General features: G+C 71.0%; 16 protein-coding genes. 12 read left to right on the top strand and 4 right to left on the bottom strand.

The genetic code is table 11. The features are described 5' to 3' along the window. Positions 1–102 precede the first annotated feature (102 nt). From G3I60_RS37545 to G3I60_RS37525, 5 genes are all read left to right on the top strand, one after another. Entirely contained in the window at positions 103–1,455 is a 1,353-nt protein-coding gene (locus tag G3I60_RS37545; RefSeq protein ID WP_138356456.1) for an ammonium transporter, read from the top strand. After that, positions 1,452–1,790: a P-II family nitrogen regulator gene (locus tag G3I60_RS37540; protein WP_138356455.1), complete on the top strand. Its 339-nt coding sequence runs from the start codon at positions 1,452–1,454 to the stop codon at positions 1,788–1,790. The genes G3I60_RS37545 and G3I60_RS37540 overlap by 4 nt, the downstream gene beginning before the upstream one ends. A 59-nt stretch (positions 1,791–1,849) precedes the next feature. After that, a complete protein-coding gene (locus tag G3I60_RS37535) occupies positions 1,850–4,330 on the top strand; it encodes a [protein-PII] uridylyltransferase (protein ID WP_164608321.1) in 2,481 nt (826 codons plus the stop codon). Positions 4,331–4,451: 121 nt separating this feature from the next. Then, the gene (gene ffh / locus G3I60_RS37530) at positions 4,452–5,993 is read left to right on the top strand and encodes a signal recognition particle protein (protein WP_138356453.1); all 1,542 of its coding nucleotides are present in this window, start codon (positions 4,452–4,454) and stop codon (positions 5,991–5,993) included. Between the two features lie 72 nt (positions 5,994–6,065). Next, positions 6,066–6,581 carry a GNAT family N-acetyltransferase gene (locus tag G3I60_RS37525; RefSeq protein ID WP_138356452.1) on the top strand — a complete coding sequence of 172 codons (516 nt, stop codon included), beginning with the start codon at positions 6,066–6,068 and terminating at the stop codon, positions 6,579–6,581. 44 nt (positions 6,582–6,625) lie between these two features. Here G3I60_RS37525 and G3I60_RS37520 read toward each other — a convergent pair whose 3' ends face one another. The 4 genes from G3I60_RS37520 to G3I60_RS37505 form a co-directional block, all read right to left on the bottom strand. Next, positions 6,626–7,477, bottom strand: a complete 852-nt coding sequence (locus G3I60_RS37520; protein WP_164298534.1) for an NAD(P)H-binding protein — start codon at positions 7,475–7,477, stop codon at positions 6,626–6,628. A 111-nt stretch (positions 7,478–7,588) separates the two neighbouring features. Then, complete coding sequence (locus G3I60_RS37515) at positions 7,589–9,532, bottom strand: family 20 glycosylhydrolase (protein ID WP_164298536.1); 1,944 nt, start codon at positions 9,530–9,532, stop codon at positions 7,589–7,591. A 120-nt stretch (positions 9,533–9,652) separates the two neighbouring features. Further along, positions 9,653–12,130 (bottom strand): excinuclease ABC subunit UvrA, encoded by a 2,478-nt coding sequence (locus G3I60_RS37510; protein ID WP_164298537.1) that lies wholly within the window; start codon positions 12,128–12,130, stop codon positions 9,653–9,655. 244 nt (positions 12,131–12,374) lie between these two features. Next, on the bottom strand, positions 12,375–13,199 hold the full coding sequence (locus G3I60_RS37505; RefSeq protein WP_138356448.1) for an SAM-dependent methyltransferase: 825 nt from the start codon (positions 13,197–13,199) through the stop codon (positions 12,375–12,377). 152 nt (positions 13,200–13,351) lie between these two features. Between G3I60_RS37505 and proS the strand changes: the two genes are divergently transcribed. From proS to rplS, 7 genes are all read left to right on the top strand, one after another. Continuing rightward, complete coding sequence (gene proS, locus G3I60_RS37500) at positions 13,352–14,764, top strand: proline--tRNA ligase (RefSeq protein WP_164298539.1); 1,413 nt, start codon at positions 13,352–13,354, stop codon at positions 14,762–14,764. A 306-nt stretch (positions 14,765–15,070) separates the two neighbouring features. After that, positions 15,071–15,667, top strand: coding sequence for a hypothetical protein (locus G3I60_RS37495; protein WP_138356446.1), 597 nt, complete (start codon positions 15,071–15,073; stop codon positions 15,665–15,667). 195 nt (positions 15,668–15,862) lie between these two features. Then, on the top strand, positions 15,863–16,321 hold the full coding sequence (rpsP, locus tag G3I60_RS37490; protein ID WP_138356445.1) for a 30S ribosomal protein S16: 459 nt from the start codon (positions 15,863–15,865) through the stop codon (positions 16,319–16,321). 2 nt (positions 16,322–16,323) lie between these two features. Next, positions 16,324–16,563, top strand: coding sequence for an RNA-binding protein (locus G3I60_RS37485; RefSeq protein WP_138356444.1), 240 nt, complete (start codon positions 16,324–16,326; stop codon positions 16,561–16,563). A 148-nt stretch (positions 16,564–16,711) separates the two neighbouring features. Beyond that, entirely contained in the window at positions 16,712–17,296 is a 585-nt protein-coding gene (gene rimM / locus G3I60_RS37480; protein ID WP_138356443.1) for a ribosome maturation factor RimM, read from the top strand. Beyond that, the gene (gene trmD / locus G3I60_RS37475) at positions 17,296–18,108 is read left to right on the top strand and encodes a tRNA (guanosine(37)-N1)-methyltransferase TrmD (protein ID WP_164298541.1); all 813 of its coding nucleotides are present in this window, start codon (positions 17,296–17,298) and stop codon (positions 18,106–18,108) included. Before rimM ends, trmD begins: the two co-directional genes overlap by 1 nt. Before the next feature lie 134 nt (positions 18,109–18,242). Beyond that, positions 18,243–18,590, top strand: coding sequence for a 50S ribosomal protein L19 (rplS, locus tag G3I60_RS37470; RefSeq protein ID WP_138356441.1), 348 nt, complete (start codon positions 18,243–18,245; stop codon positions 18,588–18,590). Positions 18,591–18,599: the final 9 nt, after the last annotated feature.

Below are 18,599 nucleotides of genomic sequence, written 5' to 3'. Positions count from 1 at the left end.
ACCCTGCGGCATCGGGCGAAACCCGGCTGGGACAACCTCTGGGCGATAACCGGCCCACCCAGCACCGTCCCGCAGGGCCGCTCGGATGACGAGGAGACGCCGATGGCACCAGCCATCCTGACGCTTGCCGCTGATGCGCCCAAGCTCGATACCGGAAATACGGCGTTCATGCTGCTCAGCGCCGCCCTGGTCATGGTGATGACACCGGGCCTGGCCTTCTTCTACGGGGGCATGGTCCGCGTCAAGAGTGCGCTGAACATGTTGATGATGAGCTTCATCAGCCTCGGCATCATCACCATTCTGTGGACGCTCTACGGATTCAGTTTCGCCTTCGACTCCGGCAACGGATTCATGGGCGGCACCGACTGGCTCGGGATGCGCAACATCGGCATCGCCGAGCTGTGGCCCGGATACGGGATCCCGGTCTACGTCTTCGCCGTCTTCCAGCTGATGTTCGCGATCATCACCCCGGCGCTGATAAGCGGTGCGCTCGCGGACCGCGTGAAGTTCACCGCCTGGGCGCTCTTCATCACCCTGTGGGCGACGGTCGTGTACTTCCCGGTCGCGCACTGGGTCTGGGGCTCGGACGGCTGGCTCTTCAAGTACGGCGTGATCGACTTCGCCGGTGGTACCGCGGTCCACATCAACGCGGGCGCCGCCGCCCTCGGTGTGATCCTGGTCATCGGCAAGCGGGTCGGCTTCAAGCGGGACCCGATGCGGCCGCACAGCCTGCCGCTGGTCATGCTCGGCGCGGGCCTGCTGTGGTTCGGCTGGTTCGGCTTCAACGCCGGCTCCTGGCTCGGTGCCGACGGCGTCGCCGCCGTCGCGTTCACCAACACGCAGGTCGCCACCGCCGCCGCGATGCTCGGCTGGCTCGCCTACGAGAAGATCCGGCACGGCTCCTTCACCACCCTGGGCGCCGCCTCCGGCGCGGTCTCCGGGCTGGTCGCCATCACCCCCGCCTGCGGTTCCGTCTCCCCGCTCGGCGCGATCGCCGTCGGCCTGATCGCCGGTGTGCTGTGCGCCGCCGCGGTCGGCCTGAAGTACAAGTTCGGCTACGACGACTCGCTGGACGTCGTCGGTGTCCACATGGTCGGCGGCATCGTCGGCTCCCTGCTCATCGGCCTCTTCGCCACCGGCGGCGTCGGCCAGACCGCCAAGGGCCTGTTCTACGGCGGCGGCCTCGACCAGCTCGGCAAGCAGGCGGTCGGCGTCGGCGCGGTCCTGGGGTACTCCCTGGTCGCCTCCGCGATCCTCGCCAAGCTCATCGACCTGGTCATGGGCTTCCGGGTCACCGAGGACGACGAGATCACCGGCATCGACCAGATCGAACACGCCGAGACGGCGTACGACTTCGCGGGAGCGGGCGGCGGCACGGTCCGTACCACCGCGGTACCCGTCCCCGGCAGCACGAGCAGCGAGGCCGGCGCCTCGGACAAGAAGGTGGACGCGTGAAGCTCATCACGGCAGTTGTGAAGCCGCACCGGCTGGACGAGATCAAGGAAGCCCTGTCGGCCTTCGGGGTGCACGGCCTGACGGTCACCGAGGCCAGCGGCTACGGCCGGCAGCGCGGCCACACCGAGGTCTACCGTGGCGCCGAGTACACCGTCGACCTGGTGCCGAAGATCCGTATAGAGGTCCTGGTCGAGGACAGTGACGCCGATCAGCTGATCGAAGTCATCGTCAAGGCCGCCCGCACCGGCAAGATCGGTGATGGCAAGGTGTGGAGTATCCCGGTCGAGACAGCGGTCCGCGTACGCACCGGCGAACGCGGCCCGGACGCCCTCTAGAACTGGTCCGTGCTCATTCGGACCGGATCTGGCAACAAGCGCCCAGCGCTGGAGCACAAGTGACGGAAAGCGTCGAAGCGAAAGCGGACGACGAATCCGCCGCCGGAACCCCTGAGGGTCCCAGCGGCTACGCGGCGGCCCGGCTGCGTCTCCTCAACGAGGAGGCGCGGTCCGGGCCGCCGCGCCGTTCCGCCCTGTCGGGACTCACCGACAGATGGCTGGCGGGGCTGGCCGCGGGCGCGGCCGGGGAGACCGGCGTCGCCGGATACGCCCTGGTCGCCGTCGGCGGCTACGGGCGCGGCGAGCTCTCCCCGCGCAGCGACCTCGACCTCCTGCTGCTCTACGACTCCTCCGTCGCCAAGGACCGGATCTCCGCGCTCGCCGACCGGATCTGGTACCCGGTCTGGGACCTGGGCCTGGACCTGGACCACTCGGTCCGCACCGCCGCCGAGGCCCGCGGGACCGCCGCCGAGGACCTCAAGGTCCAGCTCGGGCTGCTCGACGCCCGGCACATCGCGGGGGATCCGTCCCTCACCGCGTCCCTGCGGACCGCGACGCTGGCCGACTGGCGCAACCAGGCCCCCAAGCGGCTGCCCGCCCTGCACGAGCTGTGCCAGGAACGGGCCGAACGCCAGGGCGAGCTCTCCTACCTGCTCGAACCCGACCTCAAGGAGGCCAGGGGCGGGCTGCGCGACGCCACCGCGCTGCGCGCCGTCGCCGCGTCCTGGCTCGCCGACGCCCCCCGCGAAGGGTTGGAGGAGGCCCGCACCCGGCTGCTCGACGCCCGTGACGCCCTGCACCTGGTCACCGGCCGGGCCACCGACCGGCTCGCCCTCCAGGAACAGGACCAGGTCGCCGAAGCCCTCGGCCTGCTCGACGCCGACGCGCTGCTGCGCCAGGTCTACGAGGCCGCCCGCACCATCGGCTACGCCGCCGACGTCACCTGGCGCGAGGTCGGCCGGGTGCTGCGGTCCCGCGAGGCGCGCCCGCGCCGCCGCGGTCTGCTCGGCATCGGCCGCTCCGGCCCGGCCGCCGCCCCCGCCGAGCGCACCCCGCTCGCCGAAGGCGTCGTCGAGCACGAGGGCGAAGCCGTTCTCGCGCTGGCCGCGAAGCCGGAACGTGACCCCGTACTGCCGCTGCGGGCCGCCGCCGCGGCCGCCCAGGCCGGGCTGCCGCTCAGCCTGCACGCGGTGCGCCGGCTGGCGGCGGCCGCCCGCCCGCTGCCGGTGCCCTGGCCGGCCGAGGCCCGTGAGCAGTTGCTCACGCTGCTCGGCGCGGGCGAGGCCACCGTCCAGGTCTGGGAGGCGCTGGAGGCCGAAGGGCTCATCACCCGGCTGCTGCCGGACTGGGAACGGGTCCGCTGCCGCCCGCAGCGCAACGCCGTCCACCGCTGGACCGTCGACCGGCACCTCGTCGAGACGGCGGTCCGCGCCTCCGGTCTCACCCGCCGCGTCGGGCGCCCCGACCTGCTGCTGATGGCGGCCCTGCTGCACGACATCGGCAAGGGCTGGCCCGGCGACCACAGCGAGGCCGGCGAGGTCATCGCCCGCGATGTCGCCACCCGCATCGGGTTCAACCCCGCCGACGTGGAGACGCTGGCGCTGCTCGTCCGCCACCATCTGCTGCTCATCGAGACCGCGACCCGCCGCGACCTCGACGACCCGGTGACCGTGAAGGGCGTCGCCGACGTGGTGCGCGACAACGGCACGCTGGAGCTGCTGCACGCGCTGACCGAGGCCGACGCGCTGGCCACCGGCCCCGCCGCGTGGAGCAATTGGCGTGCCTCGCTCCTGGCCGACCTGGTCAAACGGGTCGCGGAGCTGCTCGCGGGCGGCGAGGTGCCGGAGCCCGCCACCGCCGAGCCGACGGCCGAGGAGGAACGCCTCGCCGTCGAGGCCGCCCGCACCGGCGGCCCGGTGCTCGCGCTGCACGCCCATGCCGAACCCGACCCCGAGGGCGGCGACGAGAACACCCCCGAGGGGCTGGGCGTCGAGCTGCTGCTCGCCGTCCCGGACCGGCCGGGACTGCTCGCGCAGGCCGCCGGGGTGCTCGCCCTGCACCGGCTCACCGTGCGCGCCGCCGACCTGCGGTCCGTCGACCCGATCGGGGAGGGCCCGGTGACGCTGCTCAGCTGGCGGGTCGCCGCCGAGTACGGTGCGCTGCCGGAGGCCGCCCGGCTCCGCGCCGACCTGGGGCGGGCCTTCGACGGTTCGCTCGACATCGAGGCACGTCTCGCCGAACGCGAGGCGGCCTATCCGCGCCGTCGCACGCTCGCCGCGCCGCCGCCCCGGGTGACGGTCGCCGCCGGCAGCTCCCAGGTCGCCACGGTGATCGAGATCCGCGCCCAGGACGCACCGGGACTGCTGCACCGGATCGGCTACGCCCTGGCCGCGACCGGGGTGAACGTGCGCTCCGCCCGCATCAGCACGCTCGGCGCGAACGCGGTCGACGCGTTCTACGTCGTCGGCGCGGACGGCGCTCCGCTGGGCGAGGTGCGGGCGGCGGAGGTCGCCCGCGAGGTCGAGCGGGCGCTGCGCTGAGCCCCGCGGTCGTCCGTCGCCGGGCAGGCTCAATCCCGCCTGCCCGGCGATGGAGGGCACACCAGCGGATACCCTGGGGGACGACCACCGCCAACCCCTGACGCGAGGACCCGCAACCACCGTGTTCGATACCCTCTCCGATCGCCTTGCAGCGACGTTCAAGAACCTCCGGGGCAAGGGCCGCCTCTCCGAGGCGGACATCGACGCCACCGCGCGCGAGATCCGTATCGCCCTGCTGGAAGCGGATGTCGCGCTCCCGGTGGTCCGTGCGTTCATCAAGCAGGTCAAGGAGCGGGCCTCCGGGCTCGAGGTCTCGCAGGCGCTGAACCCGGCGCAGCAGGTCATCAAGATCGTCAACGAGGAGCTCGTCGGCATCCTCGGCGGCGAGACCCGCCGGCTGCGGTTCTCCAAGCAGCCGCCGACCGTGATCATGCTCGCGGGTCTGCAGGGTGCCGGTAAGACCACCCTGGCCGGAAAGCTCGGCCACTGGTTGAAGAGCCAGGGCCACGCCCCGCTGCTCGTCGCCTGTGACCTCCAGCGCCCGAACGCCGTGACCCAGCTCTCCGTCGTCGCGGAGCGCGCGGGTGTCGCGGTCTTCGCGCCCGAGGCGGGCAACGGCGTCGGTGACCCGGTCAAGGTCGCCAAGGACTCCATCGAGTTCGCGAAGTCCAAGCAGTACGACGTGGTCGTCGTCGACACCGCCGGCCGGCTGGGTGTCGACGAGGAGCTGATGCGGCAGGCCGCCGACATCCGTGACGCCGTCAGCCCGGACGAGATCCTCTTCGTCGTCGACGCGATGATCGGCCAGGACGCGGTCAACACCGCCGAGGCGTTCCGCGACGGCGTCGGCTTCGACGGTGTGGTGCTCTCCAAGCTCGACGGTGACGCCCGCGGTGGTGCCGCGCTCTCCATCGCGCATGTGACCGGCAAGCAGATCATGTTCGCCTCCAACGGCGAGAAGCTCGACGAGTTCGACACCTTCCACCCGGACCGGATGGCGTCCCGCATCCTCGGCATGGGCGACATGCTCAGCCTGATCGAGAAGGCCGAACAGACCTTCTCGCAGGCCGAGGCCCAGAAGATGGCCGAGAAGCTGGCCAAGGGTCCGAAGGAGTTCACGCTCGACGACTTCCTGTCCCAGATGGAGCAGGTCCGCAAGATGGGCTCCATCTCCAAGCTGCTCGGCATGCTGCCCGGCATGGGGCAGATCAAGGACCAGATCGCCAACCTGGACGAGCGCGACGTCGACCGCACCGCCGCGATCATCAAGTCGATGACCCCGGCCGAGCGCCAGGACCCGACGATCCTCAACGGATCGCGCCGGGTCCGCGTCGCCAAGGGCTCCGGCACCGAGGTCAGCGCGGTCAAGAGCCTCGTCGAGCGGTTCTTCGAGGCCCGCAAGATGATGTCGCGGATGGCCCAGGGCGGCGGCATGCCCGGGATGCCGGGGATGCCCGGCATGGGCGGCGGCAACAAGAAGAAGAAGCAGGTCAAGCAGGCCAAGGGCAAGCAGCGCAGCGGCAACCCCATGAAGCGCAAGGCGGACGAGGCGGCGGAGGCCGCCCGCCGTGCCGAGCAGGCCGACAACCCCTTCGGCGCGGCAGCCGCTCCGGAGGCGCAGAACTTCGAACTCCCCGACGAGTTCAAGAAGTTCATGGGCTGACGCCCTCCCGCACCGCAGCGGAAGAGCGCCCCCAGCAGGGGGCGCTCTTCGCGTCCGGGGCATGATGGCGCCATGCGCGTATCCATCCGAGAACCACGACCGGGCGACGCCGACGCGTACGCCACGGCCGTCCTGCGGTCCGCCGATCATCTGAGCCCGTGGAACCCGGTGGATCCGGACGGTTTCCACGAGCTGCTGCGCCGCCAGGGTCCGTCGTTGCGCACGTTTCTGATCATCAACGACGAGGACGGCGGCATCGTCGGCAAGGTCAATGTCGCGAACATCGTCCGGGCCCGGTTCCGCAATGGCGTTCTCGGTTACGACAGCTACCTCCCGTACGCGGGCACCGGCCGGATGACCGAGGGTCTGCGGCAGGTCGTCGACCGCTGCTTCACCAGCTATCCCGACGGTCTCGGGCTGCACCGGCTGGAGATCAACGTGCAGCCGGACAACGGCCGCTCCCTCGCCATGGCCAAGCGGCTCGGCTTCCGCCATGAGGGCTTCTCACCGCGCATGCTCTATCTGAACGACGACTGGCGTGACCACGAGCGCTTCGCGCTCACCGCCGAGGAGTGGCCCGGCGCCTGACCCGTCCCGCCGCCCGTCCGGGCACGGCGCGGCCGCGGACGGCGTCAGCGGAAGTCGGCGGCGTGGTCGGCGGCCCATTCGCGGAACGTGCGCGGGGCGGTGCCGGTGAGCTCCTCGACGGTGGAGGTGACCGGCTCGGGGGACCCTGCCATACCGGCCCAGGCCGTCAGGACCGCGTCCACCCCCGACGGCGGCAGCCAGGTCAGCATCTGCTGCCGCTTCTCCGCGACCGTCATCTCCTCGAACCGCACCGGGCGGCCGATCGCCTCGCCGATGGCGTGCGCCTGCTCGGCCTGGGTCACCAGAGCGGGGCCGGTGAGCACGTACGCGGCGCCCGCGTGCCCGGCGTCCGGGCCGTCCGTCAGTACGCGGACGGCGGCCGCCGCGATGTCCCGCTCGTGGATCAGCGGCCGGGCCAGCGCCCCGTTCAGATCACGGACGACGCTGTCGGCACGGACCTGCTCCGCCCAGCCGAGGGTGTTGGACGCGAAGCCGACCGGGTGCAGGAAGGTCCATTCGAGGCCGGACCGTTCGATCAGCCGTTCCATCCCGCCGTGGAACGCGGTGATCGGATCCGTCGGCCCGTCCGTCCGCTCCTGCGCTCCCGGCATCGAGAGGTAGACGATGCGGCGCGCGTGCTTCCCGACCCGCTCCAGGACGCCGGGCGCCGCCTCGGTGGTGAGGAACGGCCAGACCAGGAAGACGGCGTCGACGCCGTCGAGCGCCGCGTTCAGGCTCCCCGGATCCGACAGGTCCCCGGCCACGGCCTCGACGCCGGCGGGCAGCCGGGCCGCGCCGGGGTCGCGGGTCAGGGCGCGGAAGGCCGCGCCCCGGCCCAGCAGTTGGGACACGACCTGCCCGCCGACTTTGCCGGTTGCTCCGGTGACCAGGATCATGACGCTCTCCTTGATGATCTCTCGCGTGCTGCTCGGTATGTGGTGTTCAGCCTGCGAGTTGAACCAAGGTTGAAGTCAAGCGCCGGGCAGCCGGGACTTTGACGACACGGCCTAGGCGTCGTGGTACGCCTCGACCTCCCACAGTGAGTAGCCGTAGACGGTGCCGCGCCTGGTCAGATAGATCCGCAGGTACCGCCCGGAACCGCTGAGGCCGGTCAGGTTCTGGGTGCCGCCGGAGGCGCTGGTGGTGGAGTAGACCGTGCTCCAGGACGTGCCGTCGTCGGACAGCTGGATCTGGAACGCCGTGGCGTGGGCCGTCTCCCAGGTGAGCTTGACGCGGTTGACGGCCCGGCTGCTGCCCAGGTCGATCCGCAGCCACTGCGGATCGGAATAGGCGCTGGACCAGCGACTGGCGTAGCTGCCGTCCACCGCGCCCTCCGCGGGGAAGGCGGGCGTCTCGGTGCTGGAGACGGTCACCGGGCGGCCCAGGGCCAGGTCGCCGGCGGCGGTGTCGGTGGGCCAGCCGGGCGGGCGGCCGACAGTGGTGACGATCGGCTGGAACTCCGCCAGCGTCGGGACGAGTCCTGGGGAGCCCCAGGTCTGCTGCGCCAGGGCACGCATCGGGGTCATGATGCCGGCCGCCGTCTGCTGCTCGGTCTCGGCGTTGGGGTTGTCGCACCAGACGTGCAGCACCGAACCCCGGTTGCGGGACGGGTCGGTGAGGGTGGTGCCGCCCTGGAAGATCTCGGGGTTCCAGGTCTCGTACATGTACGGGGTGTTGGGCTTGTCGCCGCCGTACACGTAGTAGGTCGGCGTCCAGCTGGAGTTCATGACGGTGTGGCCCGCCGCGACGAGCTGCTGCGGGGTGAGCCCGTAGTTGAACCAGTAGTCGACGGTGATGTCGGCGTTCGGGGTGATCGTGCCGTCGCCCTGCTTGATGCCGTCGTTCCACATCCGCATCGTCTTGCCGCCGGCCCGGACGATGCCGTCGGCCCAGTTGACGAAGCCGTAGTAGACGTCCTTGGCGGTGGCGGCGGGCCCGTAGTGGGCGCGGGCGTAGCTGAGCAGCTGCGGGTAACTGGCGTAGTTGGTGACGTACTCGTCCGCGCCCAGGTGCCAGTACTTGGCGGGGAACAGCGGCAGGTACTCGGTGATCAGATCCTGGATGAGGGTGTAGGCCGCCGGGTTGGACAGATCGATGTACTGGTTGCTCGGTGTGCCCGCGCTGTTGACGAGCCGCAGTTCGGGATGGGCGGTCAGCGTCGTGTTCATATGGCCCGGCACGTCGATCTCGGGCACGACGGTGACGTGGTACCGGGCGCCGAGCGCGATGAGATCGGTGATCTCCCGCTTCGTGTAGTGCGCGGCGGAGGTGATCTCGGGGTGGCTGGTGCTCTCCAGCCGGAAGCCGTAGGTGTCGGACAGGTGCAGGTGGAAGTAGTTCATCTTCAGATAGGCGAGGTCCCTGATCTGGCCCTGCAGCCAGGGCACGGTGAAGTACTTGCGCCCGACGTCGACCATCAGCCCGCGCTCGGGCTTGGCGGGCCAGTCGCGTGCCGTCCCGGCCGCGATGGTGGGGGACTGCTTGAGGAGCTGGAGCACCGAGCGGGTGCCGTAGAAGGCCCCGGCGTCGGCCCGGGCCCGGACGGTGACGGACGAGCCGACGGTGAGGGCGTAGCCCTCGGTGCCGAGCGTGGTGTCCGTGGAGCCGAGGGTGAGGAACAGGTCCCCGGGCCGCACGGCGGAGGCCGGGCCGCTGACCAGGGTGACGGTCCGCCCGGTGAGCTGTGTCAGATCGTCGGCGAAGACCCGCCCGGTGGTGCCGAGCGCGGACGAGTAGGCGCTGTCGGCCACGACCCGGCTGGCGGAGCCGAAGGTGTAGGAACCGCTGCCGGCCGTCCACTGCTGGAGGGCGGGAATGGTGCGCGGCACGGCGCCGGCGGCGTGCGCCGGCCCCTGCGCGAGCGGTACGGCGAGGGCGAGCAGCAGGCCGAACAGCACGCCGAGAACGGCGGCCGGCCCGCGGGAGAAGCGGGCGTGGGGGGAGAACCGCATGGTCGAGGACTCCTGCCTGAGAGGGATGACGCGGGAGTGGTCTGGACAACTCGGTGCCTCACCAAGTGCAGCGATACCTCCTGTACATGTCAAGAGTCCCGGATATGCGGGCGTCGGTGGTCAGACCGGCGGACTGCCGGGGATCTTCGGCGCCAGATAGCGGGCGGTGATGCTCCGCGGCGACCGGGCGACGAGCGCGGGAACCCCTTCCGCGACGATCCGCCCGCCCCGGTCGCCGCCCCCCGGACCCATGTCGATGATCCAGTCGGCACCGGCCGCCACATCCATGTCGTGCTCGACCACGACGACGGAGTTCCCCGCGTCGACGAGCCCGTGCAGCCGGCGCATGAGCAGTTCGGTGTCGGCCGGGTGCAGCCCGGTGGTCGGCTCGTCCAGCAGATAGAGGGTGTGCGAGCGCGCCCCGCGGCCCGCGCGCTGCAGTTCGGCCGCCAGCTTGATCCGCTGGGCCTCCCCGCCGGACAGCTCGGTGGCCGGCTGTCCGAGCCGCAGATAGCCGAGCCCGACCTGTTGCAGGGTTCTCAGCGGCCGGGCCGCGGCGGGAACGTCGGCCAGGAAGTCGTACGCCGCGTCGACCGTCATCGCCAGGACGTCGGCGACACTCGCGCCGCGGTAGGTGATCTCCAGGGTCTCCGGCCGGTAGCGGGCACCGTGGCAGGTCGGGCAGGGGGCGTAACTGCCGGGCAGGAAGAGGAGTTCGACGGCGATGAACCCCTCGCCCTGGCAGGTCTCGCAGCGGCCGGTGGCGACGTTGAACGAGAAGCGCCCGGCGTTGTAGCCGCGCTTGCGTGCCTCGTCGGTGGCCGCGAAGAGCTTGCGTACGGCGTCGAACAGACCCGTGTACGTCGCCAGGTTGGACCGTGGTGTGCGGCCGATGGGCCGCTGGTCGACCCGCACCAGCCGGCCGACGGCCTCGAGGCCCGTTACCGAGGTGGCGTACGAGGCGGCGCTTCCCCCGCCGGCCGGGACCTCGTCCGCTCCGGCCTCCTCCGGATCCTCCTCGGCGGACGTTCCCAGGTGTTCCGTCAGGACATCGGCCAGCACCTGGCTGACCAGCGTCGACTTCCCGGACCCCGAAACACCGGTCACCACCGTGAAGACCCCGAGCGGCACCACCGCGTCGAGGCCGCGCAGATTGTGCCGGGTGACACCGTGCAGCCGCAGCAGGCCGGACGGTTCGCGCGGTACGCGCGCGGCGGCCGGCGGCCCCTCGGGGAACAGGAACCGGCGGGTCTCCGATTCGGCGACCGACGCCAGCCCGGCCACCGGACCGCTGTGCAGCACCCGGCCGCCGTGCTCGCCCGCCAGCGGCCCGATATCGACGACCCAGTCGGCGCGCGCCACCACCGCCATGTCGTGCTCGACCACGAAGAGCGAGTTCCCGGCCGCCCTGAGCCGGTCGAGCACCGTCAGCAGCGCCTCGGTGTCGGCCGGGTGCAGCCCGGCCGACGGCTCGTCGAGGACGTAGACGACGCCGAACAGCCCCGAGCGCAGCTGGGTGGCGAGCCGCAGCCGCTGCAGTTCGCCCGCCGAGAGCGTCGGCGTCGGCCGGTCCATGCTCAGATAGCCCAGCCCCAGCTCGCCGAGCGCCTCGATCCGGGACACGAGGTCCCCGGCGATCGTGCCGGCCACGGAGCCGGTCCCATGCGGGGTCTCCCGCAGCAGCCGGGCCAGTTCGGTGAGGGGCAGGGCGGCCAGGGCGGCGATGTCCCGGCCGGCGAAGGTGACCGCCAGCGACTCCGGGCGCAGCCGCCGCCCGCCGCACACCGGGCAGGGCGCGCTCGTCATGAACCGCCGGACCCGTTTGCGCAGCGCCTCGCTCCGGGAGTCGGCGAAGGTGTGCAGCACATAGCGCTCGGCGCTCATGTACGTGCCCTGGTAAGGGCGTTGGATGCGGTCGGCGTCCCGCACCGGGTGGACGGTGACGACCGGCTGCTCCGGTGTGAACAGGATCCAGTCGCGCGCCTCCTGCGGCAGCTTGTGCCAGGGCGCGTCGATGTCATGGCCGAGCGCGTCGAGGATGTCGCGCAGGTTCTTGCCCTGCCAGGCCCCCGGCCAGGCGGCCACCGCACCCTCACGGATGCTCAGCGACGGATCGGGGACGAGCGAGTCCTCGCTGACCCGGTGCACCGTCCCCAGCCCGTGGCACTCCGGACAGGCGCCCGCCGGGGTGTTGGGGGAGAACGCGTCGGAGTCCAGCCGCTCGGTGACGCCCGGCGGATAGCTGCCGGCGCGTGAGTACAGCATGCGCAGCGAGTTCGACAACGTGGTGACCGTGCCCACCGAGGAGCGCGAACCCGGCGCGGACCGCCGTTGCTCCAGGGCGATGGCGGGCGGCAGACCGGTGATCTCGTCGACCTTGGGTGCGCCGATCTGGTGAATCAGCCGCCGCGCGTACGGGGCCACGGACTCGAAGTAGCGGCGCTGCGCCTCGGCGTAGATCGTGCCGAAGGCGAGCGAGGACTTGCCGGAGCCGGAGACCCCGGTGAAGGCGACCAGTGCGTCCCGCGGCAGGTCCACATCGACCCCGCGCAGATTGTGCTCCCGCGCGCCGCGCACCCGGAGGTACGGATCGGTCATCGGGCTCCTCTCCGTCCCATCGGGGGGTGCGGCGGCAGGAAGCTACCGGTTGTGACCTGATCGTACGATTTACTCCGGAATGGGCGCGAGCGGCGCTGGCATCGGAGTGCCATGGGTGCTGCCACGGAGGCGCCGAACCGGGTGCCGCCCCGTCAGAAGCCCCGGTGTCCGGGGCGGTCGGCATGGTCCGCGGATGTGCCGTACGCCCGCGGGGTCGCCTCCCCGCGGGCGTACGGCACGGAGTTCAGACGCGGGCGACCACGTACCGGAAGACGTTCTCCATCCGGACCGTCCCGTCGGCCCGCCGGTACGGGTGCAGCGCCTCCGCCAGCTCCTTCTCCACCTGCGGCTGGTCGGTGGCCTCCGCGGCCGGGTCGAACAGACCGGTGGAGAGCAGTCCGCGGACCGCGCTGTCCATGTCCGGATAGCCGAAGGGGCAGGCCACCCGGCCGGAGCCGTCCGGCCGCAGCCCGGCGTCCCGGGCCAGCTCCTCCAGGTCGTCGCGACCGCTGAGCCGGCTCCTGACCGTGTGGCCGCGCGGCTCCGCCAGCCGCGCCGCGACACACAGCACCCGGAAGGTGGCACACCTCTCGGAGGGACCCCAGCCGGCCAGCACCACGGGACTGCCGCGCTCCGTGAGCCGGGCCGCCGCCGTCAGGTCGGGCCGCAGTTCGTCGCAGGGCGACGCCGGATCCAGCGCCGTCACCATCGTGAACGGCGCGGCCGCCCGGTCCGCCGGGCGGACGGGACCGCCGAAACGTAACTCCGCGCGGGCCCTGCGCCGGGCCGGAGCGCCCCACCGCGGTTCGGGGAGCAGCCGCTCACGGGCGAGCGCGAGCCGGCGTTCGTCGGGATCGCAGCCGGTGACGGCCGCGCCGCGGGCCGAGGCCATCAGCAGCGCGAGGCCGGATCCGCAGCCGAGCCCGAGCAGCCGGGTGCTGGGGCCGACGTCGAGCCGGTCGTACACGGCCTCGTAGAGCGGTACCAGCATCCGCTCCTGGATCTCGGCCCAGTCCCGCGCCCTGGTATCGGCGCGTGTTCTGGATCCGCGAACGAGCGTGGGTGTCATCGGAGCCGCCCCAATCAGCCGAGTCGCCGTCCTCGTGTGCCCCCCGGTGCTTTGTGCATGTCCCCGAAAGCCAGACAACTCCGGTTTTGGGCTCCCGTCCAGAGGGCGGCCCGATTCACGTCCGGCGGTCATCGCCCCGTAACATCTGCGGCATGGCAAAGCCCCCCGTTCTCACGCCTCAGGCGGTCGACTTCCCCCGCTGGTACCAGGACCTGGTCAACAAGGCCGAACTGGCCGACAACGGCCCGGTGCGCGGCACGATGGTGATCCGGCCCTACGGATACGCCCTCTGGGAGCGGATGCAGCAGGAGATGGACGCGCGCATCAAGGACGCGGGCGCCCAGAACGCCTACTTCCCGCTCTTCATCCCGCAGTCGTACCTGACGCGCGAAGCCGAGCACGTGGAGGGCTTCGCCCCCGAGCTGGCGGTCGTCACGCACGGCGGTGGCAAGGAGCTGGACGAGCCGATCGTCGTCCGCCCCACCTCCGAGACGATCATCAACGAGTACTTCTCCAAGTGGGTGCAGAGCTACCGCGACCTGCCCCTGCTGATCAACCAGTGGGCGAACGTCGTCCGCTGGGAGATGCGTCCGCGGATCTTCCTGCGCACCACCGAGTTCCTCTGGCAGGAGGGCCACACCGCCCACGCCACCTACGAGGACGCGCGTGCCTACGCCGCGCGGATCCACCAGGACGTGTACGCCGATTTCATGGTGAACGTCCTCGGCATCGATGTGGTGCTCGGCCGGAAGACCGCCAAGGAGCGCTTCGCCGGCGCGATCAACACCCTCACCCTCGAGGGCATGATGGGCGACGGTAAGGCCCTGCAGATGGGCACCAGCCATGAGCTGGGCCAGAACTTCGCGAAGGCGTTCAACACCTCGTACCTGTCGGGCGAGGGCAAGCAGGAGCACGTCTGGCAGACCTCGTGGGGCGTCTCGACCCGGATGGTCGGCGGCTTGATCATGTCGCACGGCGACGACAACGGCCTGCGCGTCCCGCCGCGGCTCGCCGCGGTCCAGGTGGTCGTGCTGGCCATCAAGGGCGACGACACGGTCATCGCCAAGGTGCACGAGATCGGCGCCCGCCTCAAGGCGGCCGGGATCCGCGTCCAGGTGGACGCCCGTACCGACACGCCGTTCGGCCGCCGGGCCGTGGACTGGGAGCTCAAGGGCGTTCCGGTGCGGGTCGAGGTCGGTCCGCGCGACCTGGAGAACGGCACCGCGATGCTGGCCCGCCGGATCCCCGGCGGCAAGGAGCCGGTGGCGCTCGACGCGCTGGAGGCCCTGATCCCCGGGATCCTCGAGGAGGACCAGGCACAGCTGCTGCGGGAGAGCCTGGAGCGCCGCGAGTCGCGCACCGTGGACGTGGCGACCATCGGGGAGGCGGCCGAGGCCGCCGCCACCGGCTGGGCCCGCATCCCGTGGGCCGATCTCGGTCCGGAGGGCGAGGCCAAGCTGGCCGAGCAGAGCGTCTCCGTGCGGTGCCTGATCGCCGAGGACGGCACCGTGCCGGACTCCGACGACGCCCCGGGCACGCTCGCGGTCGTAGCCCGCGCGTACTGAGTCCTGCGCACCGATCCCACGTACTGAGCTCTGTACGGATCGGTACGGAGTTCCGTGCGGAGCTCGCGGGCTGGGCCATTACCGCTGGTCGCTGACGGTCCTCAGTCGATAGCCGAAGGTAGCTGGCCGGAAACGGTCGTAATTTTTCGGTGATACGTCCCGACTTCGGGGCGGGTGTTCGGATTCTCCACTATCCTCCGCTCCCGCCCCGCGCCGGACGCATCCTCCGGAACTGACCGATGAGTGCAAATTATTTGGGGTGGCCCGGAATCGGAACACTGGGCCACCCCGGCTCGTTGTCACGGCGTGAGCACGACACCACCAGTTCTCGCCGCCGAGCTGGCAGTCGCGTGGGCCGACATTCAACGGCACCACCCCGAACTGCCGGATCTGGCCGCGCCAGAGTCCCTTATCGGAGAGTCCTCGTCCGCCTGCGGGACCGAGCTCTCCTTCGAAAGGCTGCTCCACGAGGCCGTGCACGGAGTCGCCGCAGCACGCGGCGTCCGTGACACGTCGCGAGCCGGCCGCTACCACAACCGCCGTTTTCTGGCGATCGCCGATGAATTGGGCCTCGACCATGCCGAGGAGCCGCATCCCAGCAGCGGCTTCTCCCTGGTCGGTCTGCGCCCCGACACCAAGAAGCGCTATCGAGCCACCATGGACCGGCTGCACCGGGCCCTGAAGGCACACACCGTCGCGACCACCGCGGACACGGGACGCAGTTTCCGCGGTCCGGCGGCGCGGCACGGTTCGTCCGGTGGGGGAGTGCGGGTCAAGGCCGTCTGCGACTGCGGGCGCAACGTCCGCGTCGTACCGTCCGTCCTCGCCCAGGCGCCGATCATGTGCGGGGCCTGCGGACAGGCGTTCCGGATCCCGGAGGTCGTCGGCGCCGGCGTCGGGTGAGGTGAGCCGAAGCCGCTGGGCCGCTCGGATTAGCCGGGCGTGTCACCGTGTGGCAGAATAGCCAGCTGAGAACTCGACAGCCGTGCAGGAACCCTCTCTCCTTCGGCTGACGCGTCCGCTGGGCGCACGAATCCCACAACCCCACGTGGGTGTCCGCTGTGCCCAACCTCGTCAATTCCAGGAGAACCCACTCCCGTGGCAGTCAAGATCAAGCTGAAGCGTCTGGGCAAGATCCGTTCGCCTCACTACCGCATCGTCATCGCCGACTCCCGTACCCGCCGTGACGGCCGGGCCATCGAGGAGATCGGCCTGTACCACCCGGTGCAGAACCCGTCGCGCATCGAGGTCGACACCGAGCGTGTCCAGTACTGGCTGGGTGTCGGCGCACAGCCGACCGAGCCCGTGATGGCCATCCTCAAGGTCACCGGCGACTGGCAGAAGTTCAAGGGCCTGCCGGCCCCGGCTCCGATGCTCGTCGCCGAGCCGAAGGCCGACAAGCGGATCCTCTTCGAGGCCGCTGCCAAGGACGCCGGCAACGAGCCCAAGGGTGAGGCAATCACCCCGAAGGCCAAGAAGGCGGAGAAGGCCGAGAAGAAGGCCGATGACGCTGTCGAGGCCGCTGTTGAGGCCCCGGCCGAGACCACCGAGGCCTGAGCATGCTCGAGGAGGCTCTCGAGCACCTCGTGAGAGGCATCGTCGACAATCCCGATGATGTGCAGGTGTCTGCGAAGACCCTGCGCCGCGGGAGCGTCCTCGAGGTCCGGGTCCACCCGGACGACCTCGGCAAGGTGATCGGCCGCAACGGCCGCACCGCACGCGCTTTGCGTACTGTCGTGGGCGCCCTCGGCGGCCGTGGCATCCGCGTCGACCTCGTCGACGTGGATCAGGTCCGCTGAGACCAATGCAGTACCGGCACGGGCCGGGGGCGGCGATTGCCGGCCCCGGCCCGTTGTCGTGTTCCGGGACGGATCGTCGTGAACGGATCCGTCCTGCGGGAACAGGTTCTTCCGTGCGTGAACAGATTCTTAGTGAAGGGCAAGCAGAGTGCAGCTGGTAGTCGGCCGGATCGGGCGCGCCCACGGCATCAAGGGTGAGGTCACCGTCGAGGTGCGCACCGACGAGCCGGAGGTACGGCTCGGACCGGGCGCGGTACTGGCCACGGACCCGGCCACCGCCGGCCCGCTGACCATCGAGTCCGGCAAGGTGCACAGCGGCCGTCTGCTGCTGCGCTTCGAGGGCGTACGGGACCGCAACGGCGCCGAGGCGCTGCGTAACGTCCTGCTGATCGCCGAGGTGGACCCGGCGGAGCTGCCCGAGGACCCCGAGGAGTTCTACGACCACCAGCTCGTCGACCTCGACGTGGTGACCGTGGACGGTACGGAGGTCGGCCGCATCCTGGAGATCTCGCACCTGCCGGGACAGGACCTGCTGATCGTCGAGCGCCCGGACGGTACCGAGGTGATGATCCCGTTCGTCAGCGAGATCGTCCCGGAGATCGACCTGGAGAACCAGCGGGCCGTGATCGACCCGCCGCCCGGCCTGCTCAACGAGGCCGAGGCCGAGATCGCCAGCACCCGCGACACCGAGGGCGGCACCCGCGACTCCGACGGCGCTGACGGCACTGCCTGATGCGTATCGACGTCATCACGATCTTCCCTGAGTACCTGGAACCGCTGAACGTGTCGCTGGTCGGCAAGGCGCGGGCCCGCGGGCAGCTCGATGTGCGGATCCACAACCTGCGCGACTGGACCCACGACCGGCACAACACCGTGGACGACAGCCCGTTCGGCGGCGGCCCCGGCATGGTGATGAAGCCGGAACCGTGGGGCGAGGCGCTGGACGCGGTGACCTCGGAAGCGGGGGAGGAGCGGCCGGTGCTGGTCGTCCCGACGCCCAGTGGTCTGCCGTTCACCCAGGAACTCGCGGTCGAACTGTCCGAGCTGCCCTGGCTGGTCTTCACGCCGGCCCGCTACGAGGGCATCGACCGCCGGGTCATCGAGGAGTACGGCGACCGTTTCGACGTGCGCGAGGTCTCCATCGGCGACTACGTCCTGGCCGGTGGCGAGGCCCCGGTCCTGGTGATCGTCGAGGCGGTGGCCCGGTTGCTGCCCGGCGTGCTCGGCAACGCCGAGTCGCACCGCGACGACTCCTTCGCGCCCGGCGCGATGGCCGACCTCCTGGAGGGGCCGGTCTACACGAAGCCGCCCGTCTGGCGGGAGCGCGAGGTGCCCGAGGTGCTGCTGAGCGGCCACCACGGCAAGGTCGCCCGCTTCCGCCGTGACGAGGCGTTCCGCCGCACCACCGCCAACCGGCCGGACCTGATCGAGCGCTGCGACCCGGCCGCGCTCGACAAGCTGGACCGCAAACTCCTGGCGGAGCTGGGCTGGGAAGAGCTGCCGGACGGCCGATTTGGGCGCTCGGCCTCCGCCGTGGAAGAATAGGCGCCTGCTGTACGTCCGGCGGCGCCCCTGCCACAGGGGGACCGACGTTCGCCCGATGGAGCGGCATTCCGAATCATCATCACGACAGTTCCGCCGATGACCTGTGGCATGGGCGAAGGAAGCAGAAGATCTTCATGCATATTCTCGACTCCGTCGACAACGCCTCGAAGCGTGACGACGTCCCGGCGTTCCGCCCCGGTGACACCATCAACGTCCACGTGCGTGTCATCGAAGGCACCCGCTCGCGTGTGCAGCAGTTCAAGGGCGTAGTCGTCCGCCGCCAGGGCGCCGGCGTCCGCGAGACCTTCACGGTCCGCAAGGTCAGCTTCAGCGTCGGCGTCGAGCGTACCTTCCCGGTGCACAGCCCGATCTTCGAGAAGATCGAGATCGTGACCCGCGGTGACGTCCGTCGCGCCAAGCTGTACTACCTCCGTGAGCTGCGCGGCAAGGCCGCGAAGATCAAGGAGAAGCGCGACAACTGAGCCCATCGC

The sequence above is a fragment of the Streptomyces sp. SID13666 genome (assembly GCF_010548325.1).
GTDB classification, from domain to species: domain Bacteria; phylum Actinomycetota; class Actinomycetes; order Streptomycetales; family Streptomycetaceae; genus Actinacidiphila; species Actinacidiphila fildesensis.
The sequence above is the reverse complement of the archived record's forward strand: the minus strand, read 5'-3'. Positions and strand labels throughout refer to the sequence as shown.